Here is an 18,420-nt window from a genome sequence, read left to right as displayed (position 1 = left end):
CGGAGATAGAATTTTGCTCGCTTTTATCGTAAAGAGAAAGTAGATAAATTGTTTGCAGGAACTTATGACGAACAATTAACCTATGATTATAATGGAAACATCAAAAATCCTAAAACGATACGGGTAAACTGAGCAGTCTACTCCACTCTTGATTGATAATTTGGTTTATGATTATGGAGATAGAAGTAATAAATTACAAAAAGTAACGGATTCTTCTCTAACTTTTGGTTTTAATGATGGAAACAAAACTGGAAATGATTATGCTTATGATAAAACTGGAAATCTAAAATTAGATTTAAACAAAGGAATTACAGATAGTATTACTTTACAATCATTTAAATTTACTTATCTTAGTAAAGAAAGGAGTAGGAAGTATAGAATATGCCTATGATGCAAGTGGAGCTAAGCTCAGAAAAATAGTAAAATCTCAAGAAGGAGTAAGTAATGTAATCACAACAATAGTTACAGAGTATTTAGATGGCTTTCAGTACAAAGATGGTGTATTACAGTTTTTCCCGACAACAGAAGGTTATGTAAATGCTATAACAGATGGTACAATTTCATATAATTATGTATACAACTTAGCTGATCATTTGGATTTATGAGCAAAAAACTTTGATAAAGCTTTTTGTGAAATGACCCGAGCGGAGCAAGTGTACGTGTAAGTTATGCATGGGATGAAGTAAATAATACATTGAAAACAGTAAACGAAGATCATTATTATCCGTTTGGCTTACAACACAAAGGATATACGAGAAGTGCAACAAGAGAAATTGTAAGAGAGAGTGATTTAATTGAAATTGGTATAGGATTAGCAGCTCCAGGCGGTGGTTCAACATCTGGGTCTGCAAATTATAAGTACAAAACAATGATTATAGAGCTAAAAGTTTTGAGTGAACTTTTAGCGAATATACCGCACGAAGTGCTGAACTGCAAGACGAATTAAACCTAAATCTGTACGACTACGGAGCAAGAAATTACGACCCTGCGATAGGGCGTTATTTCAGTATAGATAGAATGTCTGAAGCTTATTATCACTTAAATCCTTATCAATATACAACTAATAATCCTGTAAAATTTATTGATATAAATGGAGATTATATTTATATCTATGATAATGGTACTAAATATAGGTACGATAATGGTCAATTGTATTCAAAAAATGAAGAAACGGGAAAGTTTGATGTTGAATATACAGCAAGTGAAGGTAGTTATGCATCTCAAATTTTAGGAATGTTGAATCAAATAGGTTGTGAAGATTGTAAAGGAGGGAAAGCTTTTCTAAATTTATTTAATAATGATGACTTTAATGTTGGTATTAGAAATAATACATATAATGGTAGATATAAAGGTAAAAACGTAACTAGACAAAATGGTAAATCTATGGAGGTTATGACTTTTTTCAATCAAAATGAAAATATAGCAACAACATCAGGATTCGAATCTCTTACTAAAAATATGTTTGCCACAATTGGTCATGAATTAGGACACGCATTGTCAGATTTCATTTTTGATAATAAAGTAACAGATGCGACATGGTATAGCATGACTAATGACAGAGGTACAACATCTAATATAAAAAATGACGAAGTTTATGCTATGTTTATTGAAAATATGATTAGACGAGAGAATAATATACCACAAAGGACTCATTATACTCTTACAGGAGAAGGTTCAGTAATGGAGGAATCAAGGATGATGAAGAAAGTTAATAAAACTTGGATGATAGATGATAAGGCTTATAGTATTTTACAAAAAATCCAACAAACCCAAAAAAAATGCTCTCTTTTATTAAAATAATATCCGTATTTATTCTATTATCTATTGTTATTAATTGTAGTAAGAAAAACTTGAAAGAAACATCGAATGATTCAAATTTTAAAAAAGAAATTAATAATTCTAAAAATTCTTTTTTAATTAAAGAGTTGAATAAACATAAAATAAAGCCAAGTAAATTATTTATTATTGAAGAGATAGAATATCCAAATACTTATACATATATCTATGATGAATTTTCGAATAATAGATATTTTGTAGAAGGTAAAGTATATAGTAATGATATAAGTTTTAAAAATATCGATCAAATAAAAAATAAAGATTATTTTCTATTTGATTACTATGAAGAAATAATTCTATTTTTAAAAAAGAATGAAATTCAAGAATTAAAAAATATTAAAAATTTACATTACACAGATGAAAATTATACATATTTTGAGATACTTGACTTTGAAAATAAAAGTTATTTAAAAGATAGTGTTAAATATTTTGGAGATAATTTTGAAGCAAATACAAGATAAGGTGGTAGTGTATCAGATATGTTGATAGAATACACACCATTCACATCACAATAAAGCAAAAGGCAAATGTTGGTTTGCCTTTTGTTATTTTATCAGTTTTAGTAAATCTTTAATTTCTTTATCGGAGATAGAATTTTGCTCGCTTTTATCGTAAAGAGAAAGTAGATAAGATATTTGCAGGAACTTACGACGAACAATTAAGTTATGACCACAATGGAAACATTAAAACCCTAAAGCGTTATGGACAAACCGAGCAAGCCACACCTCGTTTGATAGATGATTTAGTTTATGATTATGAAAATACCGATAAAAGTAACAAATTACAGAAGGTAACCGATTCATCTACAACTTTAGGTTTTAACGATGGAAACAAAACAGGCAACGATTATGCGTATGATGTTAACGGAAATCTAACCAAAGATTTAAACAAAGGAATAACCGGAATTACGTATAATTTCTTAAATTTACCAACAGAGGTTCTTTGAGGGCGGAGCGTTAAAAAATGTTTTGTAAACATTTTTAGCGAACGAGCCAGATTGTCGCGGAGGAGATAAGATTAATTATGCCTACAATGCAGCAGGTGTAAAGTTGAATAAAGTTGTAACAGACGGCACAAAAGTAAACAAAACTGAATATTTAGATGGTTTTCAGTACAAAGATGGTGTATTACAGTTTTTCCCAACAACAGAAGGCTATGTGAATGCGATAACAGCAGGAACAGTGGCGTATAACTATGTGTACAATTTGACAGATCATTTAGATTCATGAGCGAAAAACTTTGATAAAGCTTTTCGTGAAATGACCCGAGTGAAGCGAGTCTACGCGTAAGTTATGCGTGGGATGATGTCAACTAGATTAAAAACCGTAAACGAAGATCATTATTACCCATTTGGCTTACAACATAAAGGATACAACAAGCCACCTAAAGATATTATAGGAGGAATTGGAGAAGGAGAAGTAGAAATAGGTATTGGTTTAGGGACAAGTTCAGGTTCTGCAAATTATAAGTACAAAACAATGATTATAGAGCTAAAAGTTTTGAGTGAACTTTTAGCGAATATACCGCACGAAGTGCTGAACTACAAGAGGAATTTAACATTAATTTATACGACTACGGCGCTCGTAACTACGACCCTGCAATTGGACGTTGGTTTAACATTGACCCGCTGGCTGAAAAATCAAGACGCTTTTCTCCTTATACCTATGCTCTTAACAATCCTGTATTCTTCATAGATCCTGATGGGATGATGGCTACTCCACCTGATGATTATATCTTTAATGAAAAAGGAAATTTTGTTCGGATAGATAGAAATAATCAACCTGACAAACTTGTTGTTGAAAACTCAAAAACAAGAAAAGTAGAAGGTAAATATAACTTTAATGACCCTGTAAATGATACCAAAGCAATTGAAGAAGGTATTATAACAGAAGTTGTTTTTATTACTAAAGAAGACATTGATTTAGAAATGAAAATTGGTTTGATTGGAAGTGAAAAAGAAAGCTCTCTTACTTTTATAGAAAGAGAAAGTAGACCCATAGGTGATGAGTCAGCTCTATCAGGAACAAGTAATGGTCAATTAGATTTTAAAAATGGAGGTATGAATATTAGCCCTGTAGGTTTACATTTGGTAAACGGAACAGCCTATAATGATTATGATTATGGTAATTTTTTATGGGGTCAAGCTGGGAAAAGACTTGGATTTAGTCCTTTAAACCTTTCCGGTGCAGCCCATTTAAATAATGCTCTAAATGGAAGAAGTGATAATCCTGGTATATCAACTGGAATATTTGATTCTCCAGAAGATCAACGAGCTATAAGAAATGGAAGTTATTATCCTAATCAACCTCCTAAAATAAAACAATCAGCTGGGGATCCAACAAAATGGATTAAAAATTAATAATTATGAAAAAATCAATCATAATATTATTAGTTAGTTTACTTTCATTTTTTAATTGTAAAGAAATCAATCATAATAATAAAATACTTAATCAATTACAAAAGTCTGATTTTAAAACATTTGAAGGTGTATATATTAAAACATCAAATGTATTAGAGGGGAATAAAAGAGTTTCTTCTTTCGTAAAAGAATTTGACGGAAACAAATATCATTTACCTAATTTCGAATATTACAATTGTAATATAGGGGATACTATCTGTTTAAAAATAAAAGCAAAAAGAACATTTGATATTTCTAAATACAATCTTTCTATTAATAAAAAGAAAAATCAAGATTATAACTCTACTTTAAATGATATTTCAAAAATTATCAATGAATTTCAAAAATTAGATATATATAAAATTTATAGCAGTTCTGAAATTGGTAATTCTATAATATTTTTCATTAAAGATGAAGAATACATTGCTTACATTGATGATATTTCGAAAATTAAAAATGAATATTGGAAAGAAAAGATATCTAATAGTAAAAAAATAGACCAACATTGGTATTATAGTAAATAAGTAATGTATCAGAGGTGTTGTTATATTACAATACATTAATTACAAGTAAATAAATTCACAATAAAGTAAAAGGCAAACTCAGGTTTGCCTTTTATTATTTTATAAAATTCTCTCAAATTATATCATTTAACGTAAAAAATATTACACCTAAATAAAGCTGTGTTTTAACCTATCTTCTTCGATAATCCTTCGACCGTTGTTCGACTGTTGTTTGACAAAACAACCTTTTTCTCGAACCATTGTCGAAGGACACTCGAACAAACCCCGAAGAAATAGGCTATTTTGTTATTATAAAATATAGACGACAAAATAAGAGGTATACCTTGTTGTGTAAAAAGTTATTAATAATCCTTTACAACAAAAATTATAAAAAATATTAGACCATTGGTGAAATTAAATTAATAAAAGTTTAAAGAAACATCTTAGTGCTTTTATTAATGTTGGTTAATTTATTTCTTTAAAGATTTTATTTCAGCTATTATAGATTGTTCTTCTAATTTGTTTAGTTTAACAAATAAATTATTGATATCAATATCAAAATAATTACAAATTTTTACAAGAGTTTCAAGTGTAGGATTACTCTCAGCTCTTTCTATTCTACCTACTTGATTTGCAGATAAATCTATTTTAAGACCTAGTTCAAATTGAGATAACCTCGCTTGTAATCTATTTAATAAGATAATTCTACCAACTTGTATTTTTAAATACTCAATGTTATTTTTAGCCATTAAGTAAAATTTGGAAAGTATTTTAAATTATTTCAACACATATATGTGTTGTATTGATTTTTTTATTATATTTGTTATCAGATAGATAAAAAATTAAAGTAGAAATACTTTTTTCTTGCATTAGAAAACTGCCAATTTTTTGAAACCACAAGAAAATAAGTAAATTTGCTCACGACCTAGGCGTGGGCTCTCTTATTGTGGTTATGGTATGGCAGTACCTCTGATGCTTTAAGATGAGTTCCACGCCTTTTTTGTTTTTGGTCGTTTCTTCCATAACAATAGCATTGGACTTCATACAATATATTTGGTTTAATTCCTCTACAAATCAAGTAAAATACTCTCTCTAAAAATATGTGTTTCTTATAATAGAAATGCACAGATGGTTATTCGATTCTAATAGTAGATGTTAGCTATTAGTATTGAGATTTTAGAATTGTAAGTTATCTTATGTATTTGAGGTTGAGATTAAGGACGAGGTTCTGTGACGAACTATGAATAACAACGATTTAAAGGATGAAGAAAATGGCATTAAAACTCTCACGTTAAGAAAATGGATGAATGGAGCGTTAAAAAGGTTTTAGCCCGTAGGGTTTTTAAAATCTTTAGTGGAGTGAGAACATTTTTAGTAGAGAGGTTTACGGCCTTGACTTTTTGGTTACTTTTTAGTCAAGTAAAAAGTGACATTATTAAAGAAAAGGAATACCTGAGTCACATCGTGACTCCTCCTCTTAATCTCAAATGTTATTAAAAATAAATTTGATTATTAATAAGAATAAAAATACATAAAACGTTAAGCGTAGACCGTAAACCGTAAAAAAAATAAAACCCCTTTCTCAAAAACAAAGTTGGCGCGATGTACTGGAAAAGGAGTGGCTTTTAAAACTAATGTTGAATTTAAAAACTATGTAAAATTATGAGAAAATTTTACTTCAAATTCAGTAGGCAATCTTATGTTTCGCTACTGGGACTATTTTGTGCTATACCTTTATATGTACAAATAAAAACCATGACTGACATGGTAAAAGAAATTCGAACCTCATTGGTGGATATACGAATAGGAAGGAGAAATAGTGAACAAAATTATTAAGCAATAAAGACTCACATTTTATTCCCCGAAGACAACTATAAAGAGAGTAAATGATCTTCATAGAATGTATTAGTGTTAAATTTTATTTCATTTATTAATTATAATTTTTAAAACTGTCCAAGGGGAATTTGTGGGTTTAGGTCTGTGCTCAGAATGATAAAGAATTGACTAATTAATATTTCACCACATAGGTACATAGAACTGGATGTTGAAAATAAAGAGCAATAGAGAAGATAAATCTTTATAACAGAGTAAGGAGATTGCTATGTTTCAGTTTACTGAACTATGGAATCTCTAAAATAAAAAAAGATAAAAACCTATGTTTCTATTGTGTTTAGATAAATTAAGTGTTAAAAAGAGTTAAAATCCTGTATCGGTGTATATCGAAAGTGACACTTTTCTGTATCGGTTGTGTATCCGCGCTGTATCCATTCTGTATCCATTGTATATGCGTTCCGTATGGTTTGTTCGAGGTTCGTGTATCGGAAGGGATTGTTAAGATGTAGTATGTATTAAGTAAAAAGTACAAATTAGATGTTAGATATGAGAATCGAGATTTTAGAATTGTAAGATGTCTTATGTATTTGAGGTTGAGATTAAGGACGAGGTTCTGTGACGAACTATGAATTACAACGAATTTGAATATTGAAAAAGGATGAATGGAGCGTTAAAAAGGTTTTAGCCCGTAGGGTTTGTAAAATCTTTAGTGAAATGAGAGCATTTTTAGTAGAGAGGTTTACGGCCTTGACTTTTTTGTTTCGTTTTGTGTCAAGACAAAAATGAAAAGAAGAGATTCTGATACAAGCCCAGAATGACAAAATCCGTTGTTAAAAGTGAATTTGATTATTAATAAGAAAAAACGAAAAGCGTTAGCGTAGAACGTAAACCGTGAAAATAAAACTCCCTTTCCCCAAAACAAAGTTGGCGCGATGTACTGAGAAAGGAGTGACTTTTAAAACTAATGTTGAATTTTAAAAACGATGTTAAAACGTAGAACGTAATACGCATCACGTAAAACATAAATAAACCACCCTTATTATGCTAGAAAAAGAATATGAATTATTAAAAAAAGGTGATCCCATAGCTTTGGATCAAATTTATGTAAGACATAAAAGGTTACTTTTTTGGATTGGTAAACAAATAGTTGATGATGAATTTGTAGTAGAATGTTTGGTACAAGATGTGTTTCTGAAATTATGGGAATATCGTGAGAAAATTGAATCTCCTGATCATATCTTTTTCTTTTTGAGATTGGTAATGAAACACAGTTGCTATTCGCATTATCGTAAACCGAAGAATAAGTTTTTTAGGAGCGTGAGTTCGCTAGAAAGTTATGAGAATTATCAAAATTATTTGGCTGGATATGACCCTGCAGATAACATTCAAAACCTAATCGACCATGATAGACAACAGCACTATTTTGATGAAATTATAAAAGTATTACCTCTATTAAGTGTTGAAAGAAAGCATTTGATTGAACTCTGTTTAAAACATGGATTTCAGTATAAAGCGATTGCTCATGCAATAGGAAGAGGAATAACTGAAACAAGTAACGAAATTAAACATGCTATTGAGGATCTTAAGAAGATTTTAAATCACCAAGATAAGTTGACTAGAAGCAAAACAGTTTCTTTTACAGAAAAAAAAGATCAAATAAACGAGAGACAATCGCTGATTTTAAAACTTCGATGTGAGGAAAAACAATCGTTTACAACCATTGCTAAGACATTAGAACTTTCTCAGAAAGAAGTACACAATGAATTTATAGTCGCTTATAAATTCACTCAACAAAATAAAGCTCAATCCCTAAACTATTGATGATGGAAAAATCTACTTTAATACTCACTCGAAAAATACGATTAATCGTTGATTTACCAACTCAAGAAGAACGAAAGGAAGTTTTGAGTACACTTTATAAATGGCGGAATATATGTTTTAGAGCTGCTAATTTGATTGTTAGCCATTTGTATGTACAAGAAATGGTTAAAGATTTTTTTTATTTCTCTGAAGAAATCAAATATAAATTAGTAGACGAAAACAAAGATGAAGATGGTATGTTAGAATGTTCACGAATAAATTCTATTTATCGTATGTTATCAAATCGTTTTAAAGGTGAAATTCCAACTAATATATTAATTTGTTTAAATAACAGACTTTATAGCTCATTTAACAAAGATTATCAAGGATATTTGAAAGGAGAAGCTTCGTTAAAAAACTTCAAACGAGACATAGCATTTCCTTTTGGACTAGTTGGAATAAGTAGATTATCTTATCATCCTGAAAAAAAAAGTTTTTGTTTTCGGTTGTTTCAACTTCCATTCAAAACATATTTAGGAAAAGATTTTATAGGTAACAAAAGGTTATTGGAACAAGTGATAAACGGCGAAATTAAACTTTGTACGTCACAAATAAAAATCGAAAAAGGTAAAATATTTTGGTTAGCTGTTGTTGAAATTGAAAAAGAAAAAAATCAATTACAACCCGAAATTATTGCAGAAGCTTCCTTATCATTAGAATATCCATTGGTTGCAAAAGTAGGTAAATCTCGGCTTACCATCGGAACCAAAGAAGAGTTTTTGTATAGAAGATTAGCGATACAAGCGTCTCGTAAACGAACGCAAGTAGGAGTAGCTTATGCGAAATCAGGTAAAGGAAGAACTAGAAAACTAAAAGCGCTAGAAAAAATGAGTCAATTAGAACGTAATTACGTACATAATCGATTACATGTTTACAGTCGAAAGCTAATTGATTTTTGCATCAATAATAAAGCAGGAACGCTTATTTTATTGGATCAAGAAGAAAAGATGGAGCTAGCGAAAGAAGAAGAATTTGTATTGAGGAATTGGAGTTATTATGAATTAATGACCAAAATAAAATACAAAGCTGATAAAGCAGGAATTGAGCTTATTATAGCATAAATTATAATTTTTGAGGGTGATTGTACATCCATAAGGTGAGGTTGATGACAAACACTCACTAAATGTAAACAACGTATACAACATTTTTATTCCATGTATAGATAGTAGCAGGATACTCCCAACATAAAGGCAGGATAAAGGCAACATAGTGGCAGTAGAATGTATGTATAAGGTTTTGTGATGATAACCTAGTTGTTTTTATACAATAATGTAGAACGTTTATTGTTTCTTTTTTTTGCGCTCTTCCTTGTAAGGTATATGAATACCGATAATTAAAATAAACAGGAAATGAATAAAAAATGAAAAATCGTATACAACGGCTCATATTTCTTTTGATTTTTACTGAATTAGCTATACACAAATTACACGTGTATGAAAAAAACAAAACAAGTTGATTATGTAGTTCGGGAGAACAAGTATAGCCTCTATGACAAGTGTTTAATTATGAAAATGCATTGGCAAAAAGGGTTAATGGAAAAATTATAATAGAAGTTTTAATTATCAAAACTCCCTTGTATAGTAAATTTAGGATTAAGATCAATTGATGTATAACTATAACAGGATTTATTTAAAAGCATGTATAGTTATTTTAGGACGGATCAACTTGCTAGCTACTCCCAACATAAAGGCAGGATAAAGGCAACATAGCGGCAGTAGAATGTATGTAATTATTTTTCTAACTTAATATAGTTGCTTTATACAAAAGCATAAGCGTATTAAGTTACAATAATTATAAAAATAGAAAAGGAGCTATTAATTAGCTCCTTTTCTATTTTTATGTTTTTTGGCGTGCAATTCTTTCAATGTTGCTTTTTGTTCTGGTGTAAAAACAGCATTGATTTCGTTAAATTCTTTTTGACGAACTTCTTTCATTTTCTTTTTCAATTCAAGTTTTTCGTCATTATAACTATCTTCTATTTGTTTTATTTTTAATACTTGGTCATCAGTCAAGTTTAAATCTTTTTTTAATTGTTGTAATTTTTGCTCTCTAGATACATCATGTTTGTCTTGTGCTGATGCAGTTGTTAAAGTGAAAGCAATTAACCCCAATCCTAAGTATTTATAAAATGCTGTTTTCATAATTATCAACTTTTTTAATTATTTATTCTGAACATAAGACTCAAAAAAAACAAAAAGGTTTAAAGTGGGATATGTTAAATTTTACAATTAGATAATACAATAAATTGTTATAGACTGTAACGAAAAAGAGGAATACACGACAAATTTTTTAAATATTTTTATTTAGAATTAAACCTTTTTAGAAAAAGGTTGTCTAATATTTTGTAAAATTTAGAACTACGAAAAGAAAAATTGAACACATGAGGTTAAGAAATTTATTTGCTCTCATTTTTATTTGTGTTTGTGCAGGATTGAATGCACAAGATCTTTTAGAAATAAGAGGAAAAGTTTTGTCAAAAGACAATAAACCAGTAGAATATACTACTGTATCCTTAGAAAGTACAGAAGAGGGAGTTGTCGCGGAAGGCGCAACGGATGCTAAAGGAAATTTTGTAATTGAGGCAAAAGAAGGTCGTTATATTTTGGTAATAGAGCCAATGGGATATGATGCGATAGAAAAAGAGATAGAATTGAATGGTACTCTAGATCTTGGAACTTTTATAGTAAAAGGTACAGAAACTGTTTCCTTAGATGCTGCTGTTGTAACAGCAGAAAAACCAATTTATAAAGTAGAATTAGATAAAAAGGTATACGACATGGCAAATGATCCTATGTCGCAAGGACAATCATTGTCAGATGCTTTGGCAAATGTACCGTCTGTACAAGTAGATGCAGAAGGTAATGTTTCTTTAAGAGGAAATGATAATGTTAAATTTTTGATTGATGGAAAGCCATCAGGAATGTTAGGTGTTTCTGATGTTGCAGAAGCTTTAAAAAATATACCAGCAGAAAATGTTGAACGTATAGAATTAGTAACAAATCCTTCGGCGCGTTACGAAGCTTCAGGTTCTGCGGGGATTATTAATATTGTATTGAAAAAAGGTTCTAATACAGGTTTTAATGGTTCTGTAACATTGAATGGAGGAATTCCAACAATGGTTGGAGGAAATGTTAATCTAAATTATAAAACAAAAAAATATAATATTTATACAACTTTAGGAACGAGATATGTAGATCGCGAAGGTGAAGGTTCTGCTTTTATGACAAGTTTTAATGAAGGAACAAATAGTATAAAACAATATAGAGCAACAGATCGTGAGAATAATAGAATTCGTAGAAACTATAACATTCGTTTAGGTGGAGAATATTATTTAGATGATAAAAATACATTAGGTTTATCAGCTGGTTACCGTTATAATAATGGAAACAATAATGCTTTGGTTGATTATAATTACTTTGATAATTCGATGACTTTCTTGAAACATGAATATAATAGACAAGATGAAAAAGAAATCGAAAATAACTTTGATTTAGATTTTAATTATAAACACGAGTTTGATAAGAAAGGTCATGAATTTGTTTTTACAGGGCGTTTTTCATCTCAAAAAGAAGACGAAGATGGTCTTGTTGATGGATTGACAAAAGAACTTGATAAAATAACTGGAATTTATAAAGATAAAATTACAAATCGTATTACTGATAATTTAGAAGATCAGAAAAATGTTGTTTTAACGGCAGACTATGTTCGTCCAATTGGAGAAAAAGGAAAATTTGAATTGGGTGCTCGTGCTGATTTTAGTGATACAAAAACAGATAACAGAACGTATTTTTTACAAGCTAATGGGGATTACGAAGCTGATAGTAGATTTTTTGCAAATGTAGATAATCAACAAAATGTATTAGCGGCTTATGCACAATACGGAAATGCAATTGGAGAAAAGTTTCAGTATTTTGCAGGTTTACGCTTGGAAAATTCTGATATGAAAATTAAGAACTACACTAATGGAGAAAATATCTCTAAAAAGTATACAGATTTATTCCCAACATTAACATTGAACTATAAGTTTACGGATAAAAATGAAATGCAATTAAGTTATTCTCGTCGTATTCGTCGACCAATGGGATTCATGTTAATGCCTTTCTTTTCTGCGACAGATGACAGAAATGTAAGAAAAGGTAATCCAGATCTTAATCCAACATATACAAACTCATTCGAGTTGTCTTATATCACATCAGTAGGTAAGTTAATGGTAACTCCAAGTTTATTTTACCAAAGAACAACTGATATGATTAATCAATTTCAACGTAAAAATTATAATGATAGTGGAGATGATGTGTTTATTACAAAACCAGTAAACGTAGGAGATGAAGATCGTTATGGATTAGATTTAACAGCGACTTACAAACCAGCTAGATGGTGGAGTTTAATGTTTAATGTGAATTTATTTGGTTACAAAAGAACAGGTTATTACGAAGAAATAAATGTGGTAAAAGATCCTATAACAGGAGTTGAAGGAACTAAAGTGGATACGCAAGATTTTTCGGGAGATGGATTTAGCTCTCGCGGACGTTTGTCTTCTAACTTTACATTACCAGCAGATTTCAAAATTCAGTTAGCTGGAAATTATATGGGAAGTATAAAAACGGCTCAACAAAAAATTGAAGATAACTTGTCAATGGATTTTTCTTTATCAAAAGATTTATTTAAAAAGCAAGCAACGTTAACGCTAAATATTCGTGATGTTTTCAATTCAAGAAAACGTGAAATGACACAATATGGAACTGATTATATAAATTATGAAAGTATGCGTTGGATGAAGCGTTCGTTAAACTTATCATTTACTTATCGTTTTAAGAAAACAAATGAAAAAGAACAACGTAAACGTCCTGAAGGAGGAGAAGAAATGGGAGGAGAAGAAATGCAAATGCAAGTCGCTTCTTAGTATTTAGAATATAAAATAAAAAAGGTTCGCTATTGCGGACCTTTTTTATTTTATAAATTGAGTATAATAATTATTTGTTTTTTAACAAGTCACGAATTTCTGCTAATAATTCTTCTTGAGTTGGACCAGCTGGAGCTGGTTCTTCAGCAGGAGCTTCTTTTTTCAATTTATTGATTCCTTTTATCATTACGAATAAAGCAAAAGCGACAACAATAAATGAAATAGCAGCAGCTAAGAAACTACCATATTTAATAGCTGTACCTGGAATGACCAATGCAGCTAAATTTTCAGCGTTAATAGCTTTTAATGCTGGATTTAAGAGAGCAGGTGTAATAATGTCTTCTACTAAAGAAGTTACAATTTTCCCAAAAGCACCACCGATAACAACACCGACAGCTAAGTCTACAACGTTTCCTTTAACAGCAAACTCTTTAAATTCTTTAAAAAATCCCATAAGTTTAAAATATATTTCAAAGTTTATAATTAATATTAATTCGGTTAATTAGTTTCTAATCTATTTTTAGATGAAAAAAATAAATACAATCCAATTATCATAAAAGGAATACTCAAAACTTGACCATTATTTAATCCTATGTTAAAAGTTTCAGCTACGGCTTCTTCTCCTTGATTTTCTTTATAGAATTCAACAACAAATCGTATTAAAAATAATAAAAATAAGAATACACCTAACAAAGCACCTAAATATTTTCTTTTATCAGTTTTATTGTACATAAAAATCATGATAAAACCTAAGATAATATATCCAATAGCTTCGTAAATTTGAGCTGGATGACGAGGTATTATTTCTCCGTATCCTAAACTTTGTTGATAAAATTTTACAGCCCAAGGTAAGTCAGATGCTTTTCCTACAATTTCAGAATTATAAAAATTACCAATTCGAACAGCAGCTCCACCAAATGGAACAACAACAGCTATTCTGTCTAATAACCATAAAACATTGCGATGTAAGTATTTTCTACTAAACAAATAGGATGTTAAAATAACACCTAATGCAGCTCCGTGACTAGCTAATCCACTAAATCCTACAAATTCGTAATCTTGTAATAAACCAAAGAAAGCACTTTGCCCTGGAGCATGTTGCACTGGTAAGAATACTTCGATAGGTCGTTCTATAAAAGCAGAAGGATCGTAAAATAAATATTCTCCAAGCCTAGCTCCAACTATAGCTCCAATAAAAGTATATAGAAATAAAGGATCTAGTAATTCTTTTTTCTGATTTTCTTTCTTGAAAATATTAGACATCAAATACCAACCTACAACAAAGGCAACTATCCAACATAAACTGTAAATATGTACTTTGAATCCTGCTATTTCAAATAAATAAGGTTTTGGATCCCAATCGATAAACGAAATTAAGTTAATCATTAATTTTTCTTTTTAGGTACAGGGTCATATCCATGTCCTCCCCAAGGGTGACAGCGACCAATTCTTTTTGTTCCGAGCCATAAACCTTTTAGCAAACCATGTTCTTTTAGTGCTTCTATCATGTATGAAGAGCAAGTTGGTTGATATCTACAATTACTTCCTATCCAAGGAGAGATAGCTAATTGATAAAATCTTACCAATAAAATAAACGGTTTTACTAAAAAATTGTTCACCTCGCAAAGTTAATCAATAAGAGAAATAAAAAAGAATCAATCTAAAAAGTTTTGTTTTTGAAGATTGATTCTTAATATTTTATATGATATTTATTTTTTAATATAACTAGCTGGATCTAACGCTTTGTATGACCAGTTTTGTAAAAATTCTAATACAACTTTCGGATCGTGACCTTTCACTTCTTTACTCTCCAAATAAGCTGAGTTTTGTGTGTGTATCAAATTTCCTTTATCGTCTAAAATTACAAAAACAGGAAATCCAAAACGTTCTGGATGTTTCAATGCAGCTAACGTTTCTTCATTTTTATTTTTCGGCGAATAATTAACATGAACAACTTCATAATTATTAGCGATATAATCTTTTACCTCTTGGTTTTCTTTCGTCATTTTATCAAACATAATACACCAAGCGCACCAATTTCCTCCAATTTGTAATAAAACGTGTTTCTTTTCAGCCGATGCTTTTTGTACTGCATTTGCAATATCTACTTTCGGATTAGCTTCTTCACTATAAATTTTTGGTTTATCAGTTTGTTGACCAAATGCAAAACTTAATGACAAAATCATTAAGCTAAAAAACATTGTTAATTTTTTCATTTCAATTCTAAATATTAAATCGAATTTACAATAAAAAATTATGCCGAAAACGTTTTTCTATGAATTAATGATATTGTAACAAGAATTTAATTTTTCTTGAACTGAATTTATTTCTCCATTTTTTTTGTTTTGATTAAATTGATTAATCATATTTATTGAGAATTTAGATTCAAATTCTAAACGATCCAATTCAATTTCATAAAAATTAATTTGATGATGAATTTGATTAAAGTAATAATTAACCAATTCTATATACATTAATTTAAGTTCTTGATTTACCTTGATAAATTCTACAAATTCTTGTAATTCAATCAAAAAATCAATCATCTGTTTATTGATTTCTGTTTGTTTATCTTTTAGTTCAATCTTTTTCAAATAATCTGTTGATAAAGCAATTTTATCACCCAAAAGTTGGTGCTTTCTTGTTAAAATTAAAGCACATTCTAACGCTTTCTTCATCATTTTAATTTTTATTCTAACACAAAGAAAATAAATCTAAATGCCAAAATATGTCGCTGAAAAAATCATTCATTTTGACAAAACATTCCCTAACTTTGAAATCTAAACAAGATTTTATGAATGCGCCTTTAGCTGAAAGAATGCGTCCAAAAACGCTTGAAGAATATATTAATCAAAAGCATTTGGTGGGCGAAAATGGACCAATAAAAATGATGTTGCAGCATGATATGATTGCTTCGATGATTTTTTGGGGACCTCCAGGAACTGGAAAAACAACGCTAGCTCAATTAATTTCTGAATTAACAGATCGTCCGTTTTACACATTAAGTGCAATAAATTCGGGTGTAAAAGAAGTGCGAGAAGTAATTGAAAAAGCAAAGAATCAAAATTTGTTTTCGGGAACAAAAAATCCAATTTTATTTATAGATGAGATTCATCGTTTCAACAAATCTCAACAAGACAGTTTGTTGGGAGCGGTAGAAACAGGTTTAGTAACTTTGATTGGTGCAACAACTGAAAATCCAAGTTTCGAGGTTGTTCCAGCTTTGCTTTCGCGTGCACAAGTTTATGTGTTAAAACATCTTGAAAAAGAAGATTTAGTTGATTTACTTAATCGAGCTATAAAAATAGATGCGGTTTTATCTCAATTGAATATCGAATTGATTGAAACAAATGCATTATTAAGATATTCGGGTGGTGACGCAAGAAAATTATTGAATGGTTTGGAGTTGGTAATTAATAGTTTTTCTCCAACGGATAAAATCATCATCAACGATGAAGTTGTTCATGAACGTATTCAGCAAAATTTAGCACGTTATGATAAAACAGGTGAGCAACATTATGATATTATTTCAGCTTTTATTAAATCGATTCGTGGTTCAGATCCAAATGGAGCAGTTTATTGGTTGGCGAGAATGATAGAAGGCGGCGAAGATTTGAAATTTATTGCACGCCGAATGTTAATTTCAGCTTCTGAAGATGTAGGAAATGCAAATCCAACAGCGATGATTTTAGCAAATAACACATTTCAAGCTGTTTCTGTTATTGGTTATCCTGAATCTCGAATATTATTGAGTCAATGTGCGGTTTATTTAGCAAATTCTCCAAAAAGTAATGCAACTTATTTAGCGATTGGCAAAGCACAACAAATTGTAAAACAAACGGGTGATTTGTCTGTGCCATTGCATTTGCGAAATGCTCCAACTAAATTGATGAAAGAATTGGATTATGGAAAAGAGTATAAATATTCGCATGATTTTCCAGGGAATTTTGCTGAACAAGAGTTTCTACCTGATGAAATTTCTGGAACGACTTTTTATGAACCAGGAAATAATAAACGTGAGCAAGTGGATAAACAATTACTTAATCAGAAATGGAAAGGTAAATATGGATATTGAAAGAAAACAAAAATCTCAGTTAATCTTGATTAACTGAGATTTTAAGGTTTGGTTGAATTTTTTGGTTTAGATTGGTTAATCTATGATATAAGGTTGGTAATTGATTATTTACAATATTTATGCCAAAAGGTTAATGAAATGTAAAAAAAGATTAAAATAAAAGAAAAAATTAAACTTTTTTAATTAGAAAAATAATAAAAACTTTATAAAATAAAGTAAATGAGACAAATACAAATTATAAATGGACCTAATTTAAATTTACTTGGAGTGCGAGAACCAGAGATTTATGGAACACAAACATTTGAAGATTTTTTTGAACATGAACTAAAAAAAGAATTTCCAGAAGTTTCATTGCATTATTATCAATCAAATCACGAAGGAGATATTATTGATAAATTGCACGAAATAGGTTTTAAATATGATGGAATTATCTTGAATGCAGGAGCGTATACTCATTATTCATATGCAATTTCAGATGCGATAAAAGCGATAACAACGAAGGTGATAGAAGTTCATATTTCTGATATTTATGCACGAGAAGACTTTAGAAAGAATAGTGTAACAGGAGAAAGCTGTGAGAAAATTATTTCAGGAAAAGGTTTGCCAGGTTATATAGAAGCAATTAATGATTTTGTAAAATAATTAATAATAAGTATCTTAACTAATATTAAAAATTTATAACCTATGAAAAAAGCTCTTTTAGGATTAATCTTTGGATTAACCATTGTTAGTTGTAATTCGAAAGCTGATAAAAACAATGCAGAGCAAAAAGCTCAGGCAATGACAGCTTGTGAACAAGCGGCAATAACACCAGGAATATCTGTGGCTAAAAAAGAATTAATTACAAAATATTGTGACTGTTCGACAGATAAAATGATGGATGAATTTACGTATACAGAAATGATGCAGATGAATAATCCGACACCTGAATTACAAGAACGATTAATGAAATTAATAGAACCTTGTATCAATGATTTGAAAACAAAATCTGCTGAACTAGGAGAGTAATAAGTTA

At 29.8% G+C, this 18,420-nt stretch carries 22 protein-coding genes; 15 read left to right on the top strand and 7 right to left on the bottom strand.

Translation table 11 applies throughout. From position 1 onward, the window contains the following. Positions 1-148 precede the first annotated feature (148 nt). From E4J94_RS01315 to E4J94_RS01280, 9 genes are all read left to right on the top strand, one after another. Positions 149-391, top strand: a complete 243-nt coding sequence (locus tag E4J94_RS01315) for a hypothetical protein (RefSeq protein ID WP_135834094.1) — start codon at positions 149-151, stop codon at positions 389-391. A gap of 303 nt (positions 392-694) precedes the next feature. Continuing rightward, the gene (locus E4J94_RS01310; protein WP_135834093.1) at positions 695-946 is read left to right on the top strand and encodes a hypothetical protein; all 252 of its coding nucleotides are present in this window, start codon (positions 695-697) and stop codon (positions 944-946) included. Beyond that, positions 931-1,800 carry an RHS repeat-associated core domain-containing protein gene (locus E4J94_RS01305; protein ID WP_135834092.1) on the top strand — a complete coding sequence of 290 codons (870 nt, stop codon included), beginning with the start codon at positions 931-933 and terminating at the stop codon, positions 1,798-1,800. Before E4J94_RS01310 ends, E4J94_RS01305 begins: the two co-directional genes overlap by 16 nt. A gap of 50 nt (positions 1,801-1,850) precedes the next feature. Continuing rightward, positions 1,851-2,297, top strand: a complete 447-nt coding sequence (locus E4J94_RS01300; RefSeq protein ID WP_135834091.1) for a hypothetical protein — start codon at positions 1,851-1,853, stop codon at positions 2,295-2,297. A 269-nt stretch (positions 2,298-2,566) separates the two neighbouring features. Then, positions 2,567-2,782: a hypothetical protein gene (locus tag E4J94_RS01295; protein WP_135834090.1), complete on the top strand. Its 216-nt coding sequence runs from the start codon at positions 2,567-2,569 to the stop codon at positions 2,780-2,782. A 103-nt stretch (positions 2,783-2,885) separates the two neighbouring features. Next, the gene (locus E4J94_RS01290) at positions 2,886-3,065 is read left to right on the top strand and encodes a hypothetical protein (protein ID WP_135834089.1); all 180 of its coding nucleotides are present in this window, start codon (positions 2,886-2,888) and stop codon (positions 3,063-3,065) included. A 72-nt stretch (positions 3,066-3,137) separates the two neighbouring features. Then, positions 3,138-3,530 (top strand): hypothetical protein, encoded by a 393-nt coding sequence (locus E4J94_RS17780; RefSeq protein ID WP_246034225.1) that lies wholly within the window; start codon positions 3,138-3,140, stop codon positions 3,528-3,530. Continuing rightward, on the top strand, positions 3,437-4,195 hold the full coding sequence (locus E4J94_RS17685; protein WP_317129205.1) for a polymorphic toxin type 44 domain-containing protein: 759 nt from the start codon (positions 3,437-3,439) through the stop codon (positions 4,193-4,195). The genes E4J94_RS17780 and E4J94_RS17685 overlap by 94 nt, the downstream gene beginning before the upstream one ends. Before the next feature lie 5 nt (positions 4,196-4,200). Further along, on the top strand, positions 4,201-4,758 hold the full coding sequence (locus E4J94_RS01280) for a hypothetical protein (protein ID WP_135834088.1): 558 nt from the start codon (positions 4,201-4,203) through the stop codon (positions 4,756-4,758). 449 nt (positions 4,759-5,207) lie between these two features. Here E4J94_RS01280 and E4J94_RS01275 read toward each other — a convergent pair whose 3' ends face one another. After that, positions 5,208-5,486 (bottom strand): helix-turn-helix domain-containing protein, encoded by a 279-nt coding sequence (locus E4J94_RS01275; RefSeq protein ID WP_135834087.1) that lies wholly within the window; start codon positions 5,484-5,486, stop codon positions 5,208-5,210. 2,125 nt (positions 5,487-7,611) lie between these two features. On the opposite strand from E4J94_RS01275, the gene E4J94_RS01270 reads away from it, so the two are divergent. Further along, positions 7,612-8,391, top strand: coding sequence for an RNA polymerase sigma factor (locus E4J94_RS01270; RefSeq protein ID WP_135834086.1), 780 nt, complete (start codon positions 7,612-7,614; stop codon positions 8,389-8,391). Positions 8,392-8,393: 2 nt separating this feature from the next. Further along, positions 8,394-9,491 carry a hypothetical protein gene (locus E4J94_RS01265; RefSeq protein ID WP_168801809.1) on the top strand — a complete coding sequence of 366 codons (1,098 nt, stop codon included), beginning with the start codon at positions 8,394-8,396 and terminating at the stop codon, positions 9,489-9,491. A gap of 753 nt (positions 9,492-10,244) precedes the next feature. Here E4J94_RS01265 and E4J94_RS01260 read toward each other — a convergent pair. After that, positions 10,245-10,571 (bottom strand): hypothetical protein, encoded by a 327-nt coding sequence (locus tag E4J94_RS01260; protein WP_135834084.1) that lies wholly within the window; start codon positions 10,569-10,571, stop codon positions 10,245-10,247. A gap of 239 nt (positions 10,572-10,810) precedes the next feature. Here E4J94_RS01260 and E4J94_RS01255 point away from each other — a divergent pair, with 239 nt between their 5' ends. Further along, complete coding sequence (locus tag E4J94_RS01255; protein ID WP_135834083.1) at positions 10,811-13,333, top strand: TonB-dependent receptor domain-containing protein; 2,523 nt, start codon at positions 10,811-10,813, stop codon at positions 13,331-13,333. Positions 13,334-13,403: 70 nt separating this feature from the next. Here E4J94_RS01255 and mscL read toward each other — a convergent pair whose 3' ends face one another. The 5 genes from mscL to E4J94_RS01230 form a co-directional block, all read right to left on the bottom strand. Then, positions 13,404-13,787 (bottom strand): large conductance mechanosensitive channel protein MscL, encoded by a 384-nt coding sequence (mscL, locus tag E4J94_RS01250; RefSeq protein WP_135834082.1) that lies wholly within the window; start codon positions 13,785-13,787, stop codon positions 13,404-13,406. Between the two features lie 44 nt (positions 13,788-13,831). Beyond that, positions 13,832-14,719, bottom strand: coding sequence for a prolipoprotein diacylglyceryl transferase (lgt, locus tag E4J94_RS01245; RefSeq protein WP_135834081.1), 888 nt, complete (start codon positions 14,717-14,719; stop codon positions 13,832-13,834). Further along, positions 14,719-14,952, bottom strand: coding sequence for a membrane protein insertion efficiency factor YidD (gene yidD, locus E4J94_RS01240; RefSeq protein ID WP_135834080.1), 234 nt, complete (start codon positions 14,950-14,952; stop codon positions 14,719-14,721). The genes lgt and yidD overlap by 1 nt, the downstream gene beginning before the upstream one ends. A gap of 90 nt (positions 14,953-15,042) precedes the next feature. After that, positions 15,043-15,549 (bottom strand): thioredoxin family protein, encoded by a 507-nt coding sequence (locus E4J94_RS01235; protein WP_135834079.1) that lies wholly within the window; start codon positions 15,547-15,549, stop codon positions 15,043-15,045. Between the two features lie 57 nt (positions 15,550-15,606). After that, the gene (locus E4J94_RS01230; RefSeq protein ID WP_135834078.1) at positions 15,607-16,011 is read right to left on the bottom strand and encodes a hypothetical protein; all 405 of its coding nucleotides are present in this window, start codon (positions 16,009-16,011) and stop codon (positions 15,607-15,609) included. Between the two features lie 113 nt (positions 16,012-16,124). Between E4J94_RS01230 and E4J94_RS01225 the strand changes: the two genes are divergently transcribed. The 3 genes from E4J94_RS01225 (at position 16,125) to E4J94_RS01215 (ending at position 18,413) form a co-directional block, all read left to right on the top strand. Further along, positions 16,125-17,405, top strand: a complete 1,281-nt coding sequence (locus E4J94_RS01225) for a replication-associated recombination protein A (RefSeq protein WP_135834228.1) — start codon at positions 16,125-16,127, stop codon at positions 17,403-17,405. 219 nt (positions 17,406-17,624) lie between these two features. After that, the gene (locus E4J94_RS01220) at positions 17,625-18,047 is read left to right on the top strand and encodes a type II 3-dehydroquinate dehydratase (RefSeq protein WP_135834077.1); all 423 of its coding nucleotides are present in this window, start codon (positions 17,625-17,627) and stop codon (positions 18,045-18,047) included. Positions 18,048-18,089: 42 nt separating this feature from the next. Next, positions 18,090-18,413 (top strand): hypothetical protein, encoded by a 324-nt coding sequence (locus E4J94_RS01215; protein WP_135834076.1) that lies wholly within the window; start codon positions 18,090-18,092, stop codon positions 18,411-18,413. Positions 18,414-18,420 lie beyond the last annotated feature (7 nt).

Source organism: Empedobacter tilapiae, from assembly GCF_004785645.1.
In the GTDB taxonomy this organism is placed as follows: Bacteria; Bacteroidota; Bacteroidia; order Flavobacteriales; family Weeksellaceae; genus Empedobacter; species Empedobacter tilapiae.
This window is presented reverse-complemented; position numbering and strand designations above follow the sequence as displayed.